Source organism: Flavobacterium suncheonense GH29-5 = DSM 17707 (assembly GCF_000430025.1).
Classification (GTDB): domain Bacteria; phylum Bacteroidota; class Bacteroidia; order Flavobacteriales; family Flavobacteriaceae; genus Flavobacterium; species Flavobacterium suncheonense.
This window is the reverse complement of the sequence record NZ_AUCZ01000010.1, coordinates 33,524-53,079: the sequence shown is the minus strand read 5'-3', so window position 1 is coordinate 53,079 and position 19,556 is coordinate 33,524. Positions and strand designations below refer to the sequence as shown.

Genomic DNA, 19,556 nt, shown 5'->3' with positions numbered 1-19,556 from the left:
GGTGGTTGTTTAGAATTTGATAAACTTTTTCACTTCTTTTTTTCCTTCAGCCGCTAAATGAAGCAGGTAAATCCCGGAAGGCAGGTGACTTACGTCGATTTGTTTGTCTTTAATCTGACCTTTTTCCACTTTTTTTCCCTCCACAGAATACAACTGATATTCCAAAACATCAAACGAATGGACGATGTTCAGGAGCGTAGTCGCCGGATTCGGATACACCAAAAAGTTTTGCGTCGCATTTTCCGGAGTACTTAAAGTAACGACTTTGCCTTCCACACTAAAATTATTAAAGGTAACGCGGTCGCCGTTGTCTGCGGTCATGTTGGGCCCCGTAAAGCGAAGGCGAACTTTAAAGTCGGGATTGTTATTCACCGCGGGGATGCCCGAAAAATCGACTTCCAGACGCTGATAATTTCCCGTTATCGGAAAAGCAGCTGCCGGCAAACCGGTAGTGGTCCAGGCCGGAGACCCTTGGTTGGTGGCGTATTCTATTGTGATTCCGGTTGCGGCTCCTTCGTCTTTCACGGCAAAAGCAAATTTCAAATCCTGAAACCCGGCGGTTGAGAAATTAAAAATCAGGGCGTTTTCATTGCTTCCGTTCTGGAACGGTTGTTTGATTTGTAACCCTCTCATGTTGGAACTGGCGAAATCAAGACCACCATTGGCCTGCGGAATGTAATTCAGGACTGTCGGACTGTTGCGGCGCTCCATAGACGCTTTGCGCCAGTTGGGATCTGTGCTGGTAAAAGGATAGCCCGGAAGGCACGACTGGTATTCCAAAACACCGTTTTGGGAGGCTTCAAAAGTGGAATTAATCGACGTAAGCGGGGTATCGTTGGCAATATTGGTATCCATCATCCAGAAATAGACAACTTCCGGCGTCTCCCCGCTGCCTAATGGGGTAAAATGTGCCGTAAGTGAGAAATCAGTTGTTGGAGTCAGGGTGATTTCTGCATCGGTACTGTTGGAGGCGCCGCTCCAGTGACTGAATTGATATCCGCTGATCGGGATGGCTTTTACCGTTACCGGAATGTTGTGAAAATAAACTCCCGTCCACGGATAAGGATTTCCGGTAATACCGGGCGTTCCGTCCAGAATGTTAATGGTATTCATTTTGATATAACCGTGAGCCGCATCCGAGACATCTAAAGTAACATTGATGTTGCCGGGAATGCCGAATTGGTTACGAATATGCAACTGTTGAAAAGCCGGACGCTGGTTGGCAAAATCCTTCTCTTCATTGAGATGGTATTGCCAGTCACCATTGTCTTCCGGCGCTTTCCACCGGAAATACTGATCGTTCATTTCCGGCGCAATCACCGCAGCCATCTGATCGATTTGTGAAATGATGCGGGCGGGAAGAAAATTGGTGTTCATCAGATCGGCAAACCGGTTGATAAAATTCACCCGGAAGGTATCGTTGGTCAATAATTTCCGAAGCAGCAAGGTCGACCAGAGCGGTTTGATGTTTTCGTCTGTGGTAGTGGCATCTGAAAGAGTGTTGTAATCCGCTTCCCCGAAAGTACTGGTTACATCGTGATACGCCCAACGCCATCGGCCGTCGTGTCCTGTCGCTGCATTGGGCTGGTAACCGGAAGTTTTTTTTCGCCAATAGACCACATTGTTATCCAGCCAGTCGTCATTCTGAAGATAGATGTTGCTTATGAAGTAATCCATAAAATTATCCACATCCATACGGGTTTGTATGTAGGCATAATTGGCCGGATCGGATAAATCGTTGTTTTCAAAATAGCTGAAGAAGTTGAGGTAATCGGCAGCATCACCTTCTTTTACTTCTCCTTCGTTTTCGAGTAAATCTACCGCATCGATGTTGTAGACCTGTTTAAAGTAATTGTTGTCATAGCGTTCCCGCAAGGCTAAAATCCCCCAATATTCCCCGTTGATGAAGGTAATCACCTGTTGACTGGCTTCTGTTTCCATGCGTAAATCTTTCACCAGCTCGTTACAGAGTGCGTCCCGGAACATCGTATTGGCAAAATCGCTGCCGGAATTTTTAATCACAAAACGCTCGTAGGAAGTATAAGGTTCGTCAGCGAAAAAAGGAAATTCCAGTTTGTCTGCCCCATAGGAAGACCGGGCATACACCCGCATCGATTTGCTGGGATAGAGTCTGGAATAATCGCCGTGAATGCGCAATCCGACTTTCTGATTCACCACCTCATTGCCGTTTACAAAATAGTTCAGATTGGCCTCCCGTTCATAAGCCTCACCCGAGCGGTTAAAATTACCTAAATTTTCGTTTACTTCTTCGGTTGGGTGGGCCATTCGCCAGTTGTCGAAATCCACTCCGGCAACGGAAATCCCGTCGGTATAATCGTAAAAATCATTTTCGTCAAAACTCAGCGATATGACCGGAATGGTGAAACGGTTGGCCCCTAATGGAGTAATAAAATAATTTTTGGTAACCGTTTTACTGGAAAGGGCACCGGCTTTTACGGCTTTGGCCCGCACAACGGTTCCTTTAAAAACAGGGCCGTCGGGAAAATAATCGGGCGCGAAATCAAAAGTCGTGGATATGTTGGCCAGTTTGTTGGGCAGCGGGGAACGGTCTGTAATGGCAATCGGGCCGCTGTATTGTAAGGTCTGGAAACTGTTCTGGAAAAAAGGACCAAAAGGCTGTCCCGGCAGTTCCGGATAACTTTTTTTATAGGAATAGGTGGTGCCGGAAAGGTTGTTTTCGTCCGGTTCGGAACCGTCCAGCGTGTAATAAATGGTGGTGCCGGGATCCAAAGAAGATAAGGTAAGCGAAAATCCTGTAGTGCGAAACCCGGAGTTATGGGAAAAAGCGGGAGGATTCAAAACTTCGGAATAGGCCGTGGTTGTATTGGCGGCATTGGGAGTCGGGGTTCCGAAAAAGGCGAACGTTGCGCTGCCGTTTGGCGAACGTCCGTAGGAGACATCCGAGGGTAAATTCGCAGGAGGAAAGGTATCGACCGTTGTGCCGGAAGCATTGGTAAGCGTTAGGGTTTCACCCGCGGTGCCGATTTTAAAATTGGTATGCAGCGGATTTCCGGCAACGGCTCTGTTTTTATCCGAAGCCCAAACAATCAGATACGCTCCCGAATTCAGGCTGACTGCAGGAAACACCCATTTATACGGCAATGCAGCATCATCCGTAAGACCATACCCCAGAAGGCTTACCGAAGCAGGTCCGGGATTGTAGAGTTCGATCCAGTCTTGGTGTGAACCGTCTTCATCGGTTACGGAATTGGCGTTGGAAGACAGAATTTCGTTGATGACAATGGCTTGAGCCTTACAAGTGTCAAAAGGAATAAGAAACAGCAGGCAGATGGTAAAAAAAGTAATTTTATTCATAACCCATATATTAGTATAACAAATATACTTAACCCTCTAAAGGTCAATATTTTATTGTCGTTACAAAGCAGATATAATCGTCAAAAAACGAGTAGGGATTGTGTAAAAAACAAAAGGGATACTCCGAAAAGCATCCCTTTTTCTTATATCGTGAAACAACTATTGTTTGATGAATTTTCTAACAGCGGTTTTATCATCGGCCTGTAAGCGCAACAGATACACCCCGGAAGGAAGCGATGAAACATTAAGCTCCCGGTTGTCCAGAGTTCCCTTTCTGATGATTCTGCCGTCGATGGTGAAGAGCGTATACTCTACGAAAGCGTAATCATGCATTAAGTGTAAAACATCCTGTACCGGATTAGGATAAACTAAGAATTCAGGAAGCGGATTTTCGGGAACACTTAAAGTGGTGGCAACCCCTTCCACACTAACATTGTTAAAGGTTACCCGCGCTCCGGTGTCGGCGGTCATGTTAGGTCCGGTGAAACGGAGGCGTACTTTAAAATTCGGATTGTTGTTGGCAGCCGCAATTGGCGTAAAATCCGTTTCGATGCGCTGGTAGGCATTGGTAATCGGGTAGGAAGAAGCGCTCATTCCGGCAGTCGTCCATACCGGAGCTCCGGCATTGGTGGCATAATCAATAGTAATACCGGTGGCGGCCCCTTCGTCTAAGGCAGCAAAAGCAAATTTAATGTTTTGGTATCCGGCTGTAGAGAAATTGAAAATCATGGTGTTTTGCAAACCGCCACTCTGGAACGGTTGTTTTATTTGTAAACCCCGCATATCCGAAAACGCATATTCTTTTCCGCCATTCACCTGCGGAATATAATTTAACGGAGTCGGACTGTTGCGGCGCTCCATAGATGCTTTCCGCCAGTTTGGATGGGTGCTGGTAAAAGGATAACCCACCAGACAGGATTGGTATTGCAAAACGCCTTCCGGATTAAGTTCATAAGTCGAATTGACAGCGGTTAAAGGCGTATCGTTGGCAAGTGCCGTGTCCATCATCCAATAATAAATAATCTGCGGCGTATTGGTATTTCCCGTCGGAATGAAATGGGCCGTAACCGAAAAATTAGCTGTAGGGGTAATCGTAATCTCAGGGTCTGTACTGGTGGAAGCCCCGCTCCAATGACTGAACTGGTAGCCGTTTAACGGAATGGCTTTCAGGGTTACCGGAATGTTGTGGAAATAAATCCCCGTCCACGGATAAGGATTTGCGGAAACCCCGGGCGTATTTTCTGTAATATCAACGGTATTCATTTTGATATACCCGTGTGCCATTTCGGAAACATCCAGAGTTGCCGTAATGTTGGAACTGATGCCGAATTTAGCCCGGATGTGCTGGCGCTGAAAGGCAGGCCTTACATTTCCGAAGTTGTTCATGTTGCTGATGGCTTCTTCCCACCATCCGTAATCCGAAGCGTTCCAGCGGTTGAGATGTTCCTGCATTTCGGGCTGAATGCGGGCTTTCATGGCATTGGACACGGCGGTAAAACGGCTGGGCAGAAAATAGGTGTTCATCAGATCGGCAAACCGGTTGATGAAATTGTTTTTAAAGGTGTTATTGGCCAAAAGACTTCGTAAAATCAGGGTAGACGAAGGCGGATTCGGATATTCGGGGCCATTAGGATCGGTCGCCACGGCTAAATTGTTGTGATTCATCATACCGGTGGTCATTCCGAAACAGTCGTCGTTGTCTTTCATGGCCGCCCGCCATCTTCCGTCTTGTCCGTAAAGGGCATTCGGTTGGTAGGCAGCGGTTTTTTTTCTCCAGAAAACGGTATTCCAGCCCGGCCAGTCTACATTGTCGAAATAAATGTTGGCAATGTAATAATCCCGAAGGTTGTCTACATCCATCTGGGTTTTGATATAGTCGAAATTCGCCTGAATTGCCAAGCTGTTGTTGGTTAAATAAGAGGCCATGGCATTGTAGTGCACATCATCACCTTCGGTGGCCCTTAAATCGTCTTCCAGCAAATCGAGTTGGTTTTCCCCGATGTCGTACAGGTTTTTAAAATAATATTTATCATAGCGTTCCCGTAAATTTAAAATGCCCCAGTATTCCCCGTTTACAAAAGTGATGGTGGGCTGATAAGCCTGGGTTTCCAATCCGGTTCCTTTTACCAGTTCCTGGGCAAAGGCATCGCGGTACATGGTGTCGAAAAAATCGCCACCGGAGTTGCGCAAAATCAGACGGTTAAACACCGACAACGGCGTATCGTTAAAAAAGGCATAGTTTATCGTTTCATTGCCGTATTCGCCCCTGGCCACCAACCGGAAGGATTTGCTTTGCCAGCCTCGAGAGGAATCTCCGTTAATCCGCAGACCGATATCCTGATTGACGACTTCGGTGCCGTTTACCAGATAGGTAATGTTGCCGGAGCGTTCGGAAGCATCACCCGACACATGGAAGTTGGCGTCAAAATTGTTTTCGTAAATATCAGAATCTACCGTAGGATTAGCTGTTCTCCAGTTATCGAACAACAAACCGGCCACGAAAATGCCATTGGTATAGCTGAACAATTTGTTTTCAGAAAGGCTGATAGAGGCTACCGGAAGCGAAAATTCACTGCTGCCGGCAGGCGTTATAAAATAAGTATGAGAAGTTGTCTTACTGGGCAAGGCACCCGGTTTTATGACTTTTGCCCGTACGACTGTTCCTTTAAAGATGGGGCTTGACGGGAGATAAGCGGGAGTATGGTGCTGGGTGGAAGAGATGGCCGCGAGTTTGTTGGCTTGTGCCGATCGGTTTACAATGGTGATGGGCGAGCTGTAGGTAAACGAGCGGAAACTGTTTTGCAGCATCGGCCCTCCGGATTGTCCGGCCAGTTCGGCATAGCTGTTTTTATAGGAATAGGTGGTGCCGGCCAGGTTGTTTTCGTCGGGATCGGAGCCGTCCAGCGTGTAAATGATGGTGGTTCCGGGTGTAGCCGAAGAAAGACTCAGGTTAAATCCGGTGGTGTAAAAACCGCCCAATTGGGAAAAGGAAGGTGGATTCAGCGCTTCCGCATACGCTGTTGTGGAATTGGGCTGTCCGGGTGTGGGGGTTGCAAAATAAAAATAACTGCCGGTTCCGTTCGGGGATTTTCCGTAGGAAACATTGGGTTGTAAAGCCACTGCCGGCATAGTGCTTACGGTTACCGAAGAAGGACTGGTCAGCCGGATTGTTTCTCCTGCCGAACTGATTTTGAAATTGGTATGCAGCGGATTACCCACCGTAATGCGGTTTTTATCGGAACACCAGACCAAAAGGTATTGTCCGGGATTCAGGGTGATATTGGGAAAGGCCCATTTAAAAGGCAATGCAGCTTCATCCGAAAGACCGTAACCGTTCATGTTGACGGGAATTCCGCCGTAATTGTAGATTTCCACCCAGTCTTCGTAATTCCCGTCTTCATCGGCATTGACCGACGTATTGGACGAAAGCACTTCATTGATGGCAAGGCTCTGCGACCAAGCAGGATTTAACAAGAACAGAACAAACAAGTAGAATAACGTAGCTGTCGATTTCATAATTCAACACATTGAAAATTAAACACATAAAGTTATTTAATATCGGTTGGAAGTGTTCTTTTTTTCGGTTAAGGGGGGAAATTGACGATGAAAGTGTCATTTAACGATTCAGACGATGAAATAAATAATAAAAGTAGGTGTTCTGCGCTTTTTTTTTAGTTTTGTATTGGCGTTGTGTTACAGAGGAATTTGCTGTATGAATTCGTCATTATTAAATTTTTTCCGGTATATGAATCCATACCTATATATTGCGGGTACCCTGTTTTTTACGGTTTACGGTCAGATTGTTCTCAAATGGAGGTTGTCTCTTTTAAAAGTGATTTTACCAGAAAGGGTGATAGATAAAGGAATTTATTTAACCAAACTGATTCTTGATCCTTTTGTGTTTTCCGGATTTGTTTCGGCTTTTATAGCCTCGCTTTTCTGGATGGCCGCCATGACTAAATTAGAAATTACCACAGCATATCCTTTTATGAGTCTGGCGCCGGCTCTGGTTTTTATGATTGGGGTTTTATTTTTGGGTGAAACCTTTACCGTGGGGAAAGCAGTTGGTTTGGTGTTGATTATTGTTGGAACTATGGTTACGGTGAAGTATTAGGATATGAAAAAATTAGCCATAATCGGAGCAAGTTACCTGCAGTTGCCGTTAGTGGAAAAAGCCAATGCGATGGGGATAGAGACCCACTGTTTTGCCTGGCCGGAAGGAGCTGTGTGCAAAGAGGTTGCAGCGTATTTCTATCCGATTTCGATTTTGGAGAAGGAAGCAATCCTTGAGAAATGTACTGAAATAGGGATTGATGGTATAACCACGATTGCCACAGACATGGCCGTTCCGACGATTTGCTATGTAGCCGAAAAACTAAACTTAATCTCCAATTCGTATGCTTCCGCTTTGGCTTCCACCAATAAAGGGGAGATGCGAAAAGCATTTGCCGCCCAGTGTTGCGCGATACCAAAATTCGCGGTAGTTACAGAATGGGAAAGGGAGGTTCCGTCCCTGCATTTTCCGGTAATCGTAAAACCAGCAGACCGTTCCGGCAGCCGGGGTGTGACCAAAGTACTTTCAGCAGATGCTTTGGAATCAGCCATTACTTATGCCATTCAGGAATCTTTTTCCGGACAAGCCTTAGTGGAACACTATATCGAAGGAGCAGAAGTGAGTGTAGAAACTATTTCCTGGAACGGCAGCCATTATATTTTGGCCATTACTGACAAAGTCACAACAAGAGCGCCTCACTTTGTGGAATTAGCACATCATCAACCTTCGCAGTTGCCTTCTGACATTCAGGAGAAAATCAAAATAGAAACATTAAAATGTTTAGACGCTTTGGATATTAAAAACGGCGCAGGACATTCCGAATTTAAAATTACTCCGGACGGTGAAGTTTTTGTTATCGAAGTGGGCGCTAGAATGGGCGGTGATTTCATCGGTTCACATTTGGTGGCATTGTCTACAGGTTACGATTTTGTTAAAGGCGTAATCGATATTGCGTTGAATTCTTTTGAGTCACCGGTTTTAAACAATCATCAATTTTCAGGCGTCTATTTTCTTTGTAAGGAAACAGAAGCAATAAATCCGTATTTTTCCGGCGTGAATGCTTTCGATGTGGAAAAGCAAATTTTGAGTGAAACGCTCAAGGAAGTTACCAACAGCAACGATCGTTCAGGTTATTTAATATACCAATCGAATAAAAAAGTCGAGCTATTATGAAATTATCCGTAGTTACCACATTATATCGTTCCAAACCGTTTCTGGAGGTGTTTCTCAAAGAAATGACAGCGGCCATAAAAGTTCTTAAAATTGAAGCGTACGAGTTGATTTTTGTGAACGACGGTTCCCCGGATGATTCTCTTGCCTATCTTTTAGCGCAGAAAGAGCAGTATCCGCAGCTGAAACTGATTGATCTGTCCCGAAATTTCGGGCATCATTATGCCATACAGGCCGGTTTGGCGCATTCCAAAGGCGAGTATGTTTTTTTAATCGACAATGACTTGGAAACGTCTCCATATGTAATCGTGGATTACTATAAAGAAATGGGCAAAGACAGTACGCTCGATGTAGTGTATGGCTATCAGGAAACCAGAAAAGGCAATTTTATTGAGAAAAATGCCGGCAGCCTGTTTTGGCATGCCATAAATAAACTTTCCGACACCAAAATCCCCCACAACCTGCTTACCGAACGTTTGATGACCCGACAGTATGTCGACGCGTTGTTACAACTTCAGGATGCCAATTTGTTCATGGGCGGAATGTGGCATTGGATAGGCTTCAACCAAAAAGGACTGCCGGTTAAAAAAGGCGTTAGGGAAGGCGCCAGTACCTATTCCATAAAACGAAGGGCTGAACTGATGCTACAGGCGATTACGTCGTTCACCGGTAAACCGCTGGAATGGTTGTTTTATTTTGGAATTACAATTTCCTTTTTCAGTTTTCTGTTTATTCTTTACCTTGGTATCGAGAAATTAATTTATCAGGACGAAGTACAATTAGGCTGGACCTCGATTGTAGCCATTAACGTTTTAATATTAGGAGTAATTTCAACTTTTCTGGGGATTATCGGTATTTACATTTATAAGATTTTCCGTCAGGTGCAGGGAAGACCCAACAGCATTGTTAAAAAAATTTATGAATAGGATTGTTTTTCTTGTTTCCGGTGGTGGCGGTTCTTTAAAATTCATTTTTTACGCTTTGGAAGCGCTGAAGATGAATGTTGAAGTGGTCGGGGTCATTGCAGACCGGGACTGTACGGCTCTTGACTTTGCTGCGGATAAAAACATTTACGCCAGAAAAATCAAGTACAACCGAACCCATACCGAAGAACTCCAGCAGGAATTGCGCCATCTGGCTCCGGACGTCATCGTTACCAACATTCATAAAATCATCGATACCGAAACCCTTTCCCTGTATCCGGAACGATTCGTTAATTTGCATTATTCTTTATTACCGGCTTTTGGCGGTGTGATAGGCATGGAAACCGTTGCGCAGGCCAAGATTCAGAATGTGGGCTTTGTGGGAGGCAGCTGCCATATGGTTAATGAAGAAGTGGATGCCGGTAAAATTTTACACCAATCGTCTTTCCCGGTAGACTGGGATAAAGATGAACAGGTAATTGATACGGTTTTTAAGTCGTCATCCCTGCTTTTGTTGGGAGGGATTTTTACGATTTTAAAGATTGATTCCGGCAGTACAAAACAGGCTATAATTAATAACAAGCATATAACATTTTCACCAGCACTTCCGTATACCGTTGGTTTTCTTTCGGAGGTGTTTTGGAAAAAAGTAGCAGAATAATCTACAAATGATACCATTTAACAAGCCTTATCTAACAGGAAAAGAAACGGAGTATATTACCGATGCAGTAGCTTCAGGTAAAATTTCCGGTAATGGGAAGTATACCCAAAAATGTCAAAAATTCTTTGAAGAAAAGTTTGGGTTTATAAAATGCCTGCTGACCACATCGTGTACTGATGCATTGGAAATGGCGGCCATTTTAATCGACATCAAAGAAGGTGATGAGGTCATCATGCCGTCGTATACTTTCGTGTCCACTGCGAATGCTTTTGTGTTGCGCGGGGCGAAGATTGTGTTTGCCGACAGCATGCAAAACCATCCTAACATGGATACCTCAAAACTGGAGTCTTTAATTACACCAAAAACCAAAGCCATTGTTCCCGTTCATTATGCCGGTGTAGCTTGTGAAATGGACACCATTATGGATTTGGCGCAAAAGCATAATTTATATGTGGTGGAAGATGCCGCGCAAGCCATTGACAGTTATTACACTGGAAAAGATGGAGTTAAAAGAGCGCTGGGTTCCATCGGTCATTTGGCAGCTTTTTCGTTTCATGAAACCAAAAATATTATTTCCGGAGAAGGGGGTATGTTGGCCATCAACGATGAGCAGTTTATCCAGCGTGCGGAAATTATCTGGGAAAAAGGCACGAACCGTTCAGCGTTTTTCAGAGGAGAAGTAGACAAATACGGTTGGGTGGACATCGGAAGTTCCTTTTTGCCTTCGGAAGTAATCGCAGCTTTTTTGTGGGCACAGTTAGAGAATCTGGAAGAGATTCAGAAAGTCAGAACCCAGCATTGGGACAATTATTTCAAGCAGTTAAGAAGTTGGGCCGAAGAGCAACAGATTGGATTGCCGCAAGTTCCGGAGTATGCCACGAACAACGGGCACATGTTTTACCTAATCTGTAAAAATATTGAGCAACGCACCGCTTTAATTGATAAGCTTCGAAAACAAGACATTCATCCTGTTTTTCATTATATCAGTCTGCACAGCAGTCCTTTTTATGCTGAAAAACATGACGGCAGGGATTTGACGGAAACGGATCGTTTTACCGACACATTGGTTCGATTACCCCTATTTTATGAATTAAATCCGGAAACAGTTACCAAACAAATTATTTCGTAATGGATATCAACACGTTTACTTCAGATTTAATCTTACAGGACGGGATACACTTTTCCAAACATAAAAATAACATTTCGTATCCGGAAAAAGGAAACGATGATTGTTTTGTACTGGAAGACAAAAGTTTTTGGTTCAATCATCGGAACCGTTGTATTTTGGAAGCCTTTCAAAAGTATTCGAAACAAAATCTCTTTTTTGATATTGGCGGCGGAAACGGATATGTTTCCCAACACATGGAAAAAGCCGGGGTAGATACTGTTTTGGTGGAACCTGGAGTAAACGGTTGTCTGAATGCCGCAAAAAGAGGTCTGAAAAACATCGTTTGTGCGACCTTACAGGAGGCCAATTTTAAGCCCGAATCGTTACCCAATGCCGGCGTTTTTGATGTCGTGGAACATATTGAAAACGATATGGAATTTTTACAAATGATTCACGGTTATTTACAACCGGGCGGATTACTTTATGTTACGGTTCCGGCGTATCAGGCGTTATGGTCAAACGAAGATGAAGATGCAGGACATTACAGACGCTACACCCTAAAATCCATGCAGGAAGTCTTAAAGAAGGCTGGTTTTGAAATTACTTATAGCAGTTACCTGTTTTCCTTACTACCTTTACCAATCTTCTTGTCGCGCTCTTTGCCAAGCCGATTAGGCATGCACAAAAATTCAAATGATCTGGACAAGTACAAGAACGAGCATACCGTTAAAAGCGGTTTCATGGATAAGGTATTGAACAAGATTTGGGATAAAGAAATTCAAAATATTAAATTGGGTAAGAAAACTGCCTTTGGAAGCAGTTGTTTTATTGTTGCAAAAAAGAAAATTTAGATGAACATATCAATAAATATCAATGTCAATCATTCCGAGAAGGTTATAAAGTTTAATTACATTCTTTTAACCATTCTTGGCTTGAGTATTATCCTACGGCTTTACCATCTGGGTTTTCAGGGCGCCTGGATTGATGAGTTACACACTTTGAAAGAAGCCGATCCGGATGTTTCCTTAAAGGAATTTCACGAAGTAAACATGTTCCGGGAAGGGATTCCGCATCTTTATTTTCTGATTGTCCGGTTTTTCAGTTTGATTTTTGGACATACGTTGTACACCATTCGTTTTGTATCCTTGATTTTTGGGGTACTGGGTGTTTTTAGTATGTATTTGTTGGGTAAAGAAGTTGCTACTAAAAATACAGGCTACATCGCGGCATTCTTATTGGCCGTGCATCCTTTTCATATTGAACATTCACAGGAAGGAAGGTCGTATGCGCTTTTAATGCTTTTTGTGATTCTCGCCTTTTACAGACTGATTCTCTTTTTGAAAGCGGTAAACCTGAAAAATGCCCTTTATCTCGGACTTTTCATCGGCTTAATCACCAACGCACAACCCATAGGGATTATCAGTGTTATCAGTATCTTTATCGTGATTGGTATTTTTTTCTTCTTTTTAAAGTCGAAGAAAGAACGCATGTCTTACATCGGGTATTCTTTCCTTGCCGGTATTGTTACCTTACTGGTGTTTGCACCGGTGTATCCGAAAGTGGTCAATGCTTCCAAAATCACTAGTTTTTGGGTGCAAAAGCCAACGTATGATTATGTGATGCTAGTTCTGCAACAGATATCAGGCGGGAATGCTCTATTGCTGTATTTGTCGGTTTTGGCAATCGTTGTGGTTATCGCCGCCGCACTGATTAAAAGTTATAAAATCGGTAAAGTGGATAAATCTGTATGGTTTGGACCAATTGCGGTTTTTGTTTGGGTACTTTTTTACTTTCTGTTTGTGTTGATAAAATCCATGGGTGAGACATCTGTTATGTTAAGCCGATACCTGACTCCGATCGTTCCGGGGTTGGTGCTTACGATAGCTTTGGCTATTTCGCTTTTAAAAAACAACAAACTGAAAATACTGGTGACACTGTTACTTTCCGGTTTGTTTTTATACAGTTTAACCGTTGAAAAACAATATTATACAACACGGGTAAAGTCACAGTTCAACGATATTTGCCTTCAAATTAAGGATCAAAACAAAGAAAACGAAACCGTTATTTCCAGTTGGGGTTGGTTGTTGTCCTTTTATTTGGACAAAGATTTTACCATTAAGAATGTGTATGAGAAAAATTTAGACTGGTATATTAACGATGTCAAAACCAAAACGGTGGTTCAGGAATCGTTCTGGTATATCGACGGGAATTCCAGGCCTTATGCAGTCACTCCGGAAACCGAACAATTTATTCAGGAGAATTACACGATCGATCAGACCATTGAATTGCACGATGCCTGGGCGAAACATTTTGTTTCGAAAAAAGCAGCCGATCAGCAAGTAAAACCCATCAAATTAGCACAATTTCAAAATGCCCAATTTGACGGAAGCGGCAACCTGATGTTTTTTGAAAATTCTAAATCGTCATCTGTACCAACGTTTGTTTCTAAAGGCAAATACAAATTAGTGATTTCAGGGAAGAGCATGCCGGAGCAGAAAATAAACAACGAAAATGCCAAAATTAACATCTATCTGAATCAAAAAATGTACAAAAGCATTGAACTGGATGAAAAAGCCAATAAGGAATATACCCTTGATTTTGTTCAGGAAAAAGACGAAACGGTAACCATTTCGATTGAGTTTGTAAACGATTTCGCCGGGAGTGGTTTGGATAGAAACGCGCAAATCTCAAATATTCAACTAAAGAAAGAGTGACATTTCAAAAAACCTATTACATTTGCAAAAAAACCAGTAAAATGAAAAATAAGTTTTTAATAGTTTTATTCGCAGCAGTTGCGACTTTGACTTCTTGTAAAAATGAAAAAGAAGTAAGCAAAGAAGAAAACAAAGATGTTAAAAAATATTTTAATGTAGAAATTGAAGCTTCAGCAGCGAAGTCTGACAATTTCGCCATGTATTTCTCGGAAGACGGAACTACAAATTTTAAAGACATAAATGCCGTTTGGGCTGGTATCAAAGGAGGTCCTGAATTTCAGAAAGTGACGTTTAATTTATCGGAAGAAAAAATGCCAACGCATATCCGATTGGATTTCGGTTTAAACAACGATCAGGATTCCGTGGTAATTAAAAATGTAAAAGTGGATTACTTTGGTAAGGATTTCCAATTCAAAGGATCTGAATTTTTCAAATATTTTATCGAAGACAAACAGTTCAATACTAAAATTGATGCTGCCAAAGGAACGGTGACAATCTTGAAAAAAGATGGTGTTTATAAAACGCCATACTATTATCCAGCTCAGGGATCTATAGACGGTATCATAAAGATTACATCGACTAAAAAATAATAAACCATAAAAGGCTGTAAAAACCACAAAAAGCATTCGCTTTTTGTGGTTTTTTGTTTAAATTGGTTACTTTTGACATGTTTGCATTTAGAATAAAAGAAAGGTTCATGTATAAAGCAATTTTAGTATTCAGCTTGTGCTTTTTTGCGTCGTGTATGCGGGATAACGACAGTCAGTTGTATAGAATGAATATTGATGTTGTGATGAAGCAAAACGATTCCATCCAGGTTTTTTACACTAATGACGGAACGATTAACTTTAATGAAGGGGCTTCGTTCTGGGTAAAGGTGAAAGGCAAAGACAAAAACCAGAAAATTGACATTCGGTTTCCCAAGAATGCCCTTCCCACTCAGGTTCGATTGGATTTAGGTCGCAATCCGAAACAAGGCGAAATCATTTTCAATAAATTTGAATTTGTATACAAGAACCACAAATTCGAAGCCAAAGGCAAAGACATTTACAAATATTTTCGTATCGATCAATCCAATACAGTTCTGGATGAAAAATCGGGAGCCTTAACCCGAAAAGCGCAACAGCCTAACGGTCCTTCCTTATATCCGAACGGATACTATTTAGCAGTAAAACTGGAAGAATTAAAATTTAAAAAGTAGTACTGCTTTAGAATGTTAAAGAAATTAAGAGAAATACTAACCAACACCCAATTCCAAAAACTTATTGTTTATGGCTTTGGGCAACTATTCAATCTGGTCACACCACTTTTGGTTGTGCCGTATATCGTAGGCATTTGCGGTGAAGAAAACTTCGGAAAAATAGCCGTGGGAATGGCACTTTCTTTTTTCCTGATTGTTTTTGTCGATTATGGTTCAGACCTGGTGGGAGTAAGAGAAGTATCTGTTAACCGGCATGATAAAGAGGCACTGCAAAATATCCTGCTTGTCAGTTATACGTCACGTTTTCTTATTTTGTTGGTTGTACTCTTGCTGGCGATAACGATGTTCTTTACAATTCCGTACTTTAAAGCCGAGCGGACCTTGTTTCTGATGAGTATGATGGTTCTGGCGGGGCAGTTTTTAAATCCCACCTGGTTTCTGCAAGGTCTGGAAAACGTAAAATGGATTACGGTTTCGAACATCATTTCAAAACTTATATACCTGTTGGGGGTTTTTGTGATGGTCAAATCGGCCTCCGATTATGTGTATGTTAATTTTTTATGGGGGCTGGGGATGATACTGGCCAACGGTTTTTTTCTGTTTCTGATTTTTAAAGTGTATCGTTTTTCATTCCGGACCGTTGCTTTTAAAGACGTTGTGCATTTCCTTAAAAAGGATTTCTCTATGTTTTCCTCGCAGATTTTTGTGGCTCTGCAGCTGAATACCCCAGTGATGCTGATCAGTTTTTTTGGCAACAACCTGATGGCGGGGCAGTATAAAATCATAGAACAAATCATTGTGATTTTCAAGACGTATATCTTTTTGTTTTTCAATTATGTATTCCCGAAAGTCTGTTACCTGCTGGAAACCAATCCGGAAAAAGGAATCCGGAACTGGAAAATTTACAACGGGTTTAACTTCGTTTTTGTACTCTTCGGAATGGTTTTTCTTTATTTTTTCTCTTACGATGTGGTATCGTACTTCAACCCGACGAACCGATATTTTCTGAGCAACCTTTTACGGGTAGCCGTTTTTATACCAATAGTTCTGGCCATCACCATTCCGTTGAAACAATTAGTATTGGGCTGGAATTTCAACAGGTTTTATGTTCGGCTGACTTCTGTCGTTGTCGTTCTCAATTTACTGGTTATTGTTTTGGTGTTACCCTATTATAAGGTTTATGGCGTTTTTTACAGTTTGATAGGAACTGAAGCAATAGTCATTTTATTTTACTTACTTTGCATCAGAGGAAAATTTTCAGAAATAAGACTCAGAAAACAGAATGGTTAAAGCCCTTTTTAAGTCGTTATTACAAAAAACGGGAAAAAGCTATGAGCTCGACCCGCGTATTCCGGACAGCCTAATCCTGAGGTCGTTATGGATCCGCTTTGTCATGCTTTCCAGAGGGTTGTTCAAGTTGAGAAGAAAAGTATTCCTGGGTTCCGGAACAGTAATCTGGAACAAAAGCAATTTCAGTTTCGGGCGAAATGTAACGATTGAAAGACAAGTGCGGTTAGACGGCTATGCTTCTCAGAAAATTTCGCTAGGGCATAATTGTAAAATTGGAGCCTATTCGCATTTAACCTGTACGAGTCATTTTTCAAAATACGGAAAAGGACTGACGATGGGTGATAATTCAGCCATTGGGGATTACACTCATTTTGGGGCATCCGGAGGCATTGAAATCGGAAATGATGTAATCATGGGTTCTTACATTAGCTTTCATTCGGAGAATCATGTATTCGGCAATCCGGATAAACTGATTAGGGAACAGGGTGTTACTTCGAAAGGGATTAAAATAGGAAACAACGTTTGGGTAGGAGCAAAAGTTACTTTTTTAGACGGCAGCACTATAGGTAATAATACCGTAGTTGCGGCAGGAGCAGTTGTTAACGGTACTTTTCCGGACAATGTTGTGATTGGCGGTGTTCCTGCAAAAATTTTAAAAACAATAGGATGAAAATTACACTGAATAAAGAATTCTACAACCAAGTCCTTTTCATAATTTGTGTAGTGATCCCGTTTTTTAACAACTATGAATTGTCCTTTGTTGTCTGGAGTTTGGCAACTTTTGTGACACTCAGAAAAAACTACTATAAGCCGTTTGTTAAGTATCTTGCAGGATTTCTGTTAATTTTCATGCTTTCAATTATCGTCGGTTTCTTTTACGAACATGAAGTTTATTTTGTTATACGGGACATTACTTACATGCTCAAACCGATACTGGGACTGATTATCGGCTACCAGTTGTTCAGCGATAAAATTGAAAAACCGTTTCGGTTTTTAGTGTATGCCGGTGTGGCAATAGCCAGTTATCATTTGTTGCTTGTTGGTTACGGCATTGTAATCGAAGGTGCGAGAAATGTAAGAGACATCAGGTTTCATGCCGGGTATTTCAATGATTTTGAAGTATACATTTTTGTCATACTTCTCTTCTGGAAACAGTTTGACTTAGGATTTACGCATAAACAGAGAATTATCTTTCTGACCATATTGGGTTTGTCAAGTTTTTTCTATTTGGCCAGGACCAACTTCATACAGTTTGTTATTCTTGTAATGGCAGTAAAGGGTCTTTTGATTCTGACTAAAAGATCTTTGATTGTGATAGTGTCGTCCCTTGTGTTTATAGGAATCAGTTATGCTTTGATTTATTCTTACAATCCGAAACGAAACGGAAAAGGTATTGATGAATTTCTGTACAAAATCAAAGTGGCACCCATTGAGGCATTTAGCACAAGGGTAAATAAAGATAACTGGAAAGAGTTTAATGACAACTACCGCTCTTACGAAAATATAAGAACAGTAGAACAGTTAACCCTTAACAAAACCTACATATTTGGGGAAGGAGTTGGAGCTCAGGTCGATTTGAAAAAGGAGATTTATCTGGGGGATATGTTGTTGCGGAAAATATCCATTTTGCACAACGGATATATGACTGTTTTCCTGAAAACAGGCATTGTTGGGGTGATCATTTATTTGTATACCATATTTTTCTTTTTTAAAAGGGATGAAAAAAAAATTCCGTCAAATCTAATGCTTACAAATATTAATTATCTTTTTGTAGGAACCGGGGTTTTCCTGATTTTTTCCAATTGGGTGTTTATGGGATTTTATAATTTGGTAGATACCAAATCCCTTTTCATAGGCTTTCTCTTTGCGTATAAAAACCGGCTCCTAAAGAATAATGTATGATGAGAAAAATTTTATTCATACACCAATCAGCGGAACTTTACGGGTCTGATAAAACGCTGTTACTGCTTTTGCAAAAGCTGGACAGAAGCAGGTTTCATCCAGTAGTGATTTTGCCTTTTGACGGGCCTTTAAAAAGGGAATTGGAGCTTGTAAACATTGAGGTTGTAATTGCTCCTGTTTTAAAGCTGTACCGGGATATGTTCACACCTAAAAATCTGGTGCGGTTTGTCAGGGACATCCGTAAAGGACTAAAAACGGTTTCCGCGTTACACCGCAAACATCAATTTGATTTTATCTATTCGAATACGTTAGCGGTTTTGTTAGGAATGCTGTCTGCCATGAAAGTAAAGAAAAGACATTTATGGCATGTCCATGAAATAATTGAACACCCGAAAATATTTGCCGCTGCTTTTCCAATTTTACTGAATCGTTTTTCGGATGTAATCATTTGCAATTCACATGCGACAAAAGAAAATCTAACCAAACGAAACCCAAAGCTTTCGAAAAAGGCAATGGTCATTCATAATGGATTGGAGCCTGACAACAAAGACAGCTCTTTTATCGGCAAGGAAGATTACGGATTCGAAAATGAGGATGTTGTAGTGACATTGGTGGGGAGAATAAGCCGTCTGAAAGGACATAAATGGGTGTTAAAAACAATAACAGAACATTTTTCTAAGCATAAGAATCTGAAATTTTTATTTGTTGGTTCGCCGGTTTTGAATCAGGAATATTATTTAGAGGAAGTTGAGCAAATCATTGCAGACAATCAGTTAAATGATATGGTAAAAATATTGCCTTTTACTTTAGATCTCACCCCGATCTGGTCGATAACCGACATTGCTTTAATGCCGTCTACGGAACCGGAGTCTTTCGGAATGGTTGCGTTGGAAGCGATGTTGGCCCAAAAACCAGTAATAGGTTCTGACCATGGCGGCTTAAGAGAAATCATCGAAAATAAAGGAACCGGTTATCTGATTGCTCCCAACGATGTTTCGGAATTATCAGCCGCGCTTCATAAATTGATTGCATACCCTGAATTAAGGATACAAATGGGGCAAAAAGGCTATGAACGTGCCCGTCAAAACTTTTCGGTTACAAAATACATCACGGATTTTGAAAAATTGTTTCAACAAATTTAATCCGAGTCAAAACAAGCAATCTGTAACATTTCTTGCAAAGATCATGTTAAAATAG

Annotated in this window: 15 protein-coding genes; 13 read left to right on the top strand and 2 right to left on the bottom strand. The window is 41.7% G+C overall.

All coding sequences use genetic code 11. From position 1 onward, the window contains the following. Window positions 1-9 precede the first annotated feature (9 nt). Window positions 10-3,336 (bottom strand): CotH kinase family protein, encoded by a 3,327-nt coding sequence (locus G498_RS15405; RefSeq protein ID WP_051269788.1) that lies wholly within the window; start codon window positions 3,334-3,336, stop codon window positions 10-12. Window positions 3,337-3,495: 159 nt separating this feature from the next. Then, window positions 3,496-6,852, bottom strand: a complete 3,357-nt coding sequence (locus G498_RS15400; RefSeq protein WP_051269787.1) for a CotH kinase family protein — start codon at window positions 6,850-6,852, stop codon at window positions 3,496-3,498. 229 nt (window positions 6,853-7,081) lie between these two features. On the opposite strand from G498_RS15400, the gene G498_RS0107280 reads away from it, so the two are divergent. From G498_RS0107280 to G498_RS0107215, 13 genes are all read left to right on the top strand, one after another. Then, complete coding sequence (locus G498_RS0107280; protein ID WP_026980575.1) at window positions 7,082-7,450, top strand: EamA family transporter; 369 nt, start codon at window positions 7,082-7,084, stop codon at window positions 7,448-7,450. Window positions 7,451-7,453: 3 nt separating this feature from the next. Continuing rightward, window positions 7,454-8,563 carry an ATP-grasp domain-containing protein gene (locus tag G498_RS0107275; RefSeq protein WP_026980574.1) on the top strand — a complete coding sequence of 370 codons (1,110 nt, stop codon included), beginning with the start codon at window positions 7,454-7,456 and terminating at the stop codon, window positions 8,561-8,563. Further along, the gene (locus G498_RS0107270) at window positions 8,560-9,486 is read left to right on the top strand and encodes a glycosyltransferase family 2 protein (protein WP_026980573.1); all 927 of its coding nucleotides are present in this window, start codon (window positions 8,560-8,562) and stop codon (window positions 9,484-9,486) included. The genes G498_RS0107275 and G498_RS0107270 overlap by 4 nt, the downstream gene beginning before the upstream one ends. Then, window positions 9,479-10,144, top strand: coding sequence for a formyltransferase family protein (locus G498_RS14795; RefSeq protein ID WP_131387692.1), 666 nt, complete (start codon window positions 9,479-9,481; stop codon window positions 10,142-10,144). The genes G498_RS0107270 and G498_RS14795 overlap by 8 nt, the downstream gene beginning before the upstream one ends. A gap of 7 nt (window positions 10,145-10,151) precedes the next feature. Continuing rightward, the gene (rffA, locus tag G498_RS0107260) at window positions 10,152-11,273 is read left to right on the top strand and encodes a dTDP-4-amino-4,6-dideoxygalactose transaminase (RefSeq protein ID WP_026980572.1); all 1,122 of its coding nucleotides are present in this window, start codon (window positions 10,152-10,154) and stop codon (window positions 11,271-11,273) included. Beyond that, complete coding sequence (locus G498_RS0107255) at window positions 11,273-12,103, top strand: class I SAM-dependent methyltransferase (protein ID WP_026980571.1); 831 nt, start codon at window positions 11,273-11,275, stop codon at window positions 12,101-12,103. The genes rffA and G498_RS0107255 overlap by 1 nt, the downstream gene beginning before the upstream one ends. Beyond that, a complete protein-coding gene (locus G498_RS0107250) occupies window positions 12,104-13,966 on the top strand; it encodes a glycosyltransferase family 39 protein (RefSeq protein WP_026980570.1) in 1,863 nt (620 codons plus the stop codon). A 41-nt stretch (window positions 13,967-14,007) separates the two neighbouring features. Continuing rightward, entirely contained in the window at window positions 14,008-14,556 is a 549-nt protein-coding gene (locus G498_RS0107245; protein ID WP_026980569.1) for a hypothetical protein, read from the top strand. Window positions 14,557-14,663: 107 nt separating this feature from the next. Then, on the top strand, window positions 14,664-15,167 hold the full coding sequence (locus G498_RS0107235; RefSeq protein WP_026980568.1) for a hypothetical protein: 504 nt from the start codon (window positions 14,664-14,666) through the stop codon (window positions 15,165-15,167). Window positions 15,168-15,179: 12 nt separating this feature from the next. Beyond that, entirely contained in the window at window positions 15,180-16,457 is a 1,278-nt protein-coding gene (locus G498_RS0107230) for an oligosaccharide flippase family protein (protein ID WP_026980567.1), read from the top strand. Next, the gene (locus tag G498_RS0107225) at window positions 16,450-17,127 is read left to right on the top strand and encodes an acyltransferase (protein ID WP_026980566.1); all 678 of its coding nucleotides are present in this window, start codon (window positions 16,450-16,452) and stop codon (window positions 17,125-17,127) included. The genes G498_RS0107230 and G498_RS0107225 overlap by 8 nt, the downstream gene beginning before the upstream one ends. Further along, window positions 17,124-18,359 carry an O-antigen ligase family protein gene (locus G498_RS0107220; protein ID WP_026980565.1) on the top strand — a complete coding sequence of 412 codons (1,236 nt, stop codon included), beginning with the start codon at window positions 17,124-17,126 and terminating at the stop codon, window positions 18,357-18,359. Before G498_RS0107225 ends, G498_RS0107220 begins: the two co-directional genes overlap by 4 nt. Further along, the gene (locus G498_RS0107215) at window positions 18,356-19,501 is read left to right on the top strand and encodes a glycosyltransferase family 4 protein (protein ID WP_081694216.1); all 1,146 of its coding nucleotides are present in this window, start codon (window positions 18,356-18,358) and stop codon (window positions 19,499-19,501) included. Before G498_RS0107220 ends, G498_RS0107215 begins: the two co-directional genes overlap by 4 nt. The last annotated feature ends 55 nt before the right edge of the window (window positions 19,502-19,556 follow it).

Bases quoted from the DNA above. Each gene is read 5' to 3' on its own strand.
- G498_RS0107275 (WP_026980574.1), top strand. From the start codon at position 7,454: ATGAAAAAATTAGCCATAATCGGAGCAAGTTACCTGCAGTTGCCGTTA.
- G498_RS0107230 (WP_026980567.1), top strand. From the start codon at position 15,180: ATGTTAAAGAAATTAAGAGAAATACTAACCAACACCCAATTCCAAAAA.
- G498_RS0107245 (WP_026980569.1), top strand. From the start codon at position 14,008: ATGAAAAATAAGTTTTTAATAGTTTTATTCGCAGCAGTTGCGACTTTG.
- G498_RS15400 (WP_051269787.1), bottom strand. From the start codon at position 6,852: ATGAAATCGACAGCTACGTTATTCTACTTGTTTGTTCTGTTCTTGTTA.
- G498_RS0107270 (WP_026980573.1), top strand. From the start codon at position 8,560: ATGAAATTATCCGTAGTTACCACATTATATCGTTCCAAACCGTTTCTG.
- G498_RS0107220 (WP_026980565.1), top strand. From the start codon at position 17,124: ATGAAAATTACACTGAATAAAGAATTCTACAACCAAGTCCTTTTCATA.
- G498_RS0107235 (WP_026980568.1), top strand. From the start codon at position 14,664: ATGTATAAAGCAATTTTAGTATTCAGCTTGTGCTTTTTTGCGTCGTGT.
- G498_RS0107255 (WP_026980571.1), top strand. From the start codon at position 11,273: ATGGATATCAACACGTTTACTTCAGATTTAATCTTACAGGACGGGATA.
- G498_RS0107250 (WP_026980570.1), top strand. From the start codon at position 12,104: ATGAACATATCAATAAATATCAATGTCAATCATTCCGAGAAGGTTATA.
- G498_RS0107225 (WP_026980566.1), top strand. From the start codon at position 16,450: ATGGTTAAAGCCCTTTTTAAGTCGTTATTACAAAAAACGGGAAAAAGC.
- rffA (WP_026980572.1), top strand. From the start codon at position 10,152: ATGATACCATTTAACAAGCCTTATCTAACAGGAAAAGAAACGGAGTAT.
- G498_RS15405 (WP_051269788.1), bottom strand. From the start codon at position 3,336: ATGAATAAAATTACTTTTTTTACCATCTGCCTGCTGTTTCTTATTCCT.
- G498_RS14795 (WP_131387692.1), top strand. From the start codon at position 9,479: ATGAATAGGATTGTTTTTCTTGTTTCCGGTGGTGGCGGTTCTTTAAAA.
- G498_RS0107280 (WP_026980575.1), top strand. From the start codon at position 7,082: ATGAATCCATACCTATATATTGCGGGTACCCTGTTTTTTACGGTTTAC.
- G498_RS0107215 (WP_081694216.1), top strand. From the start codon at position 18,356: ATGATGAGAAAAATTTTATTCATACACCAATCAGCGGAACTTTACGGG.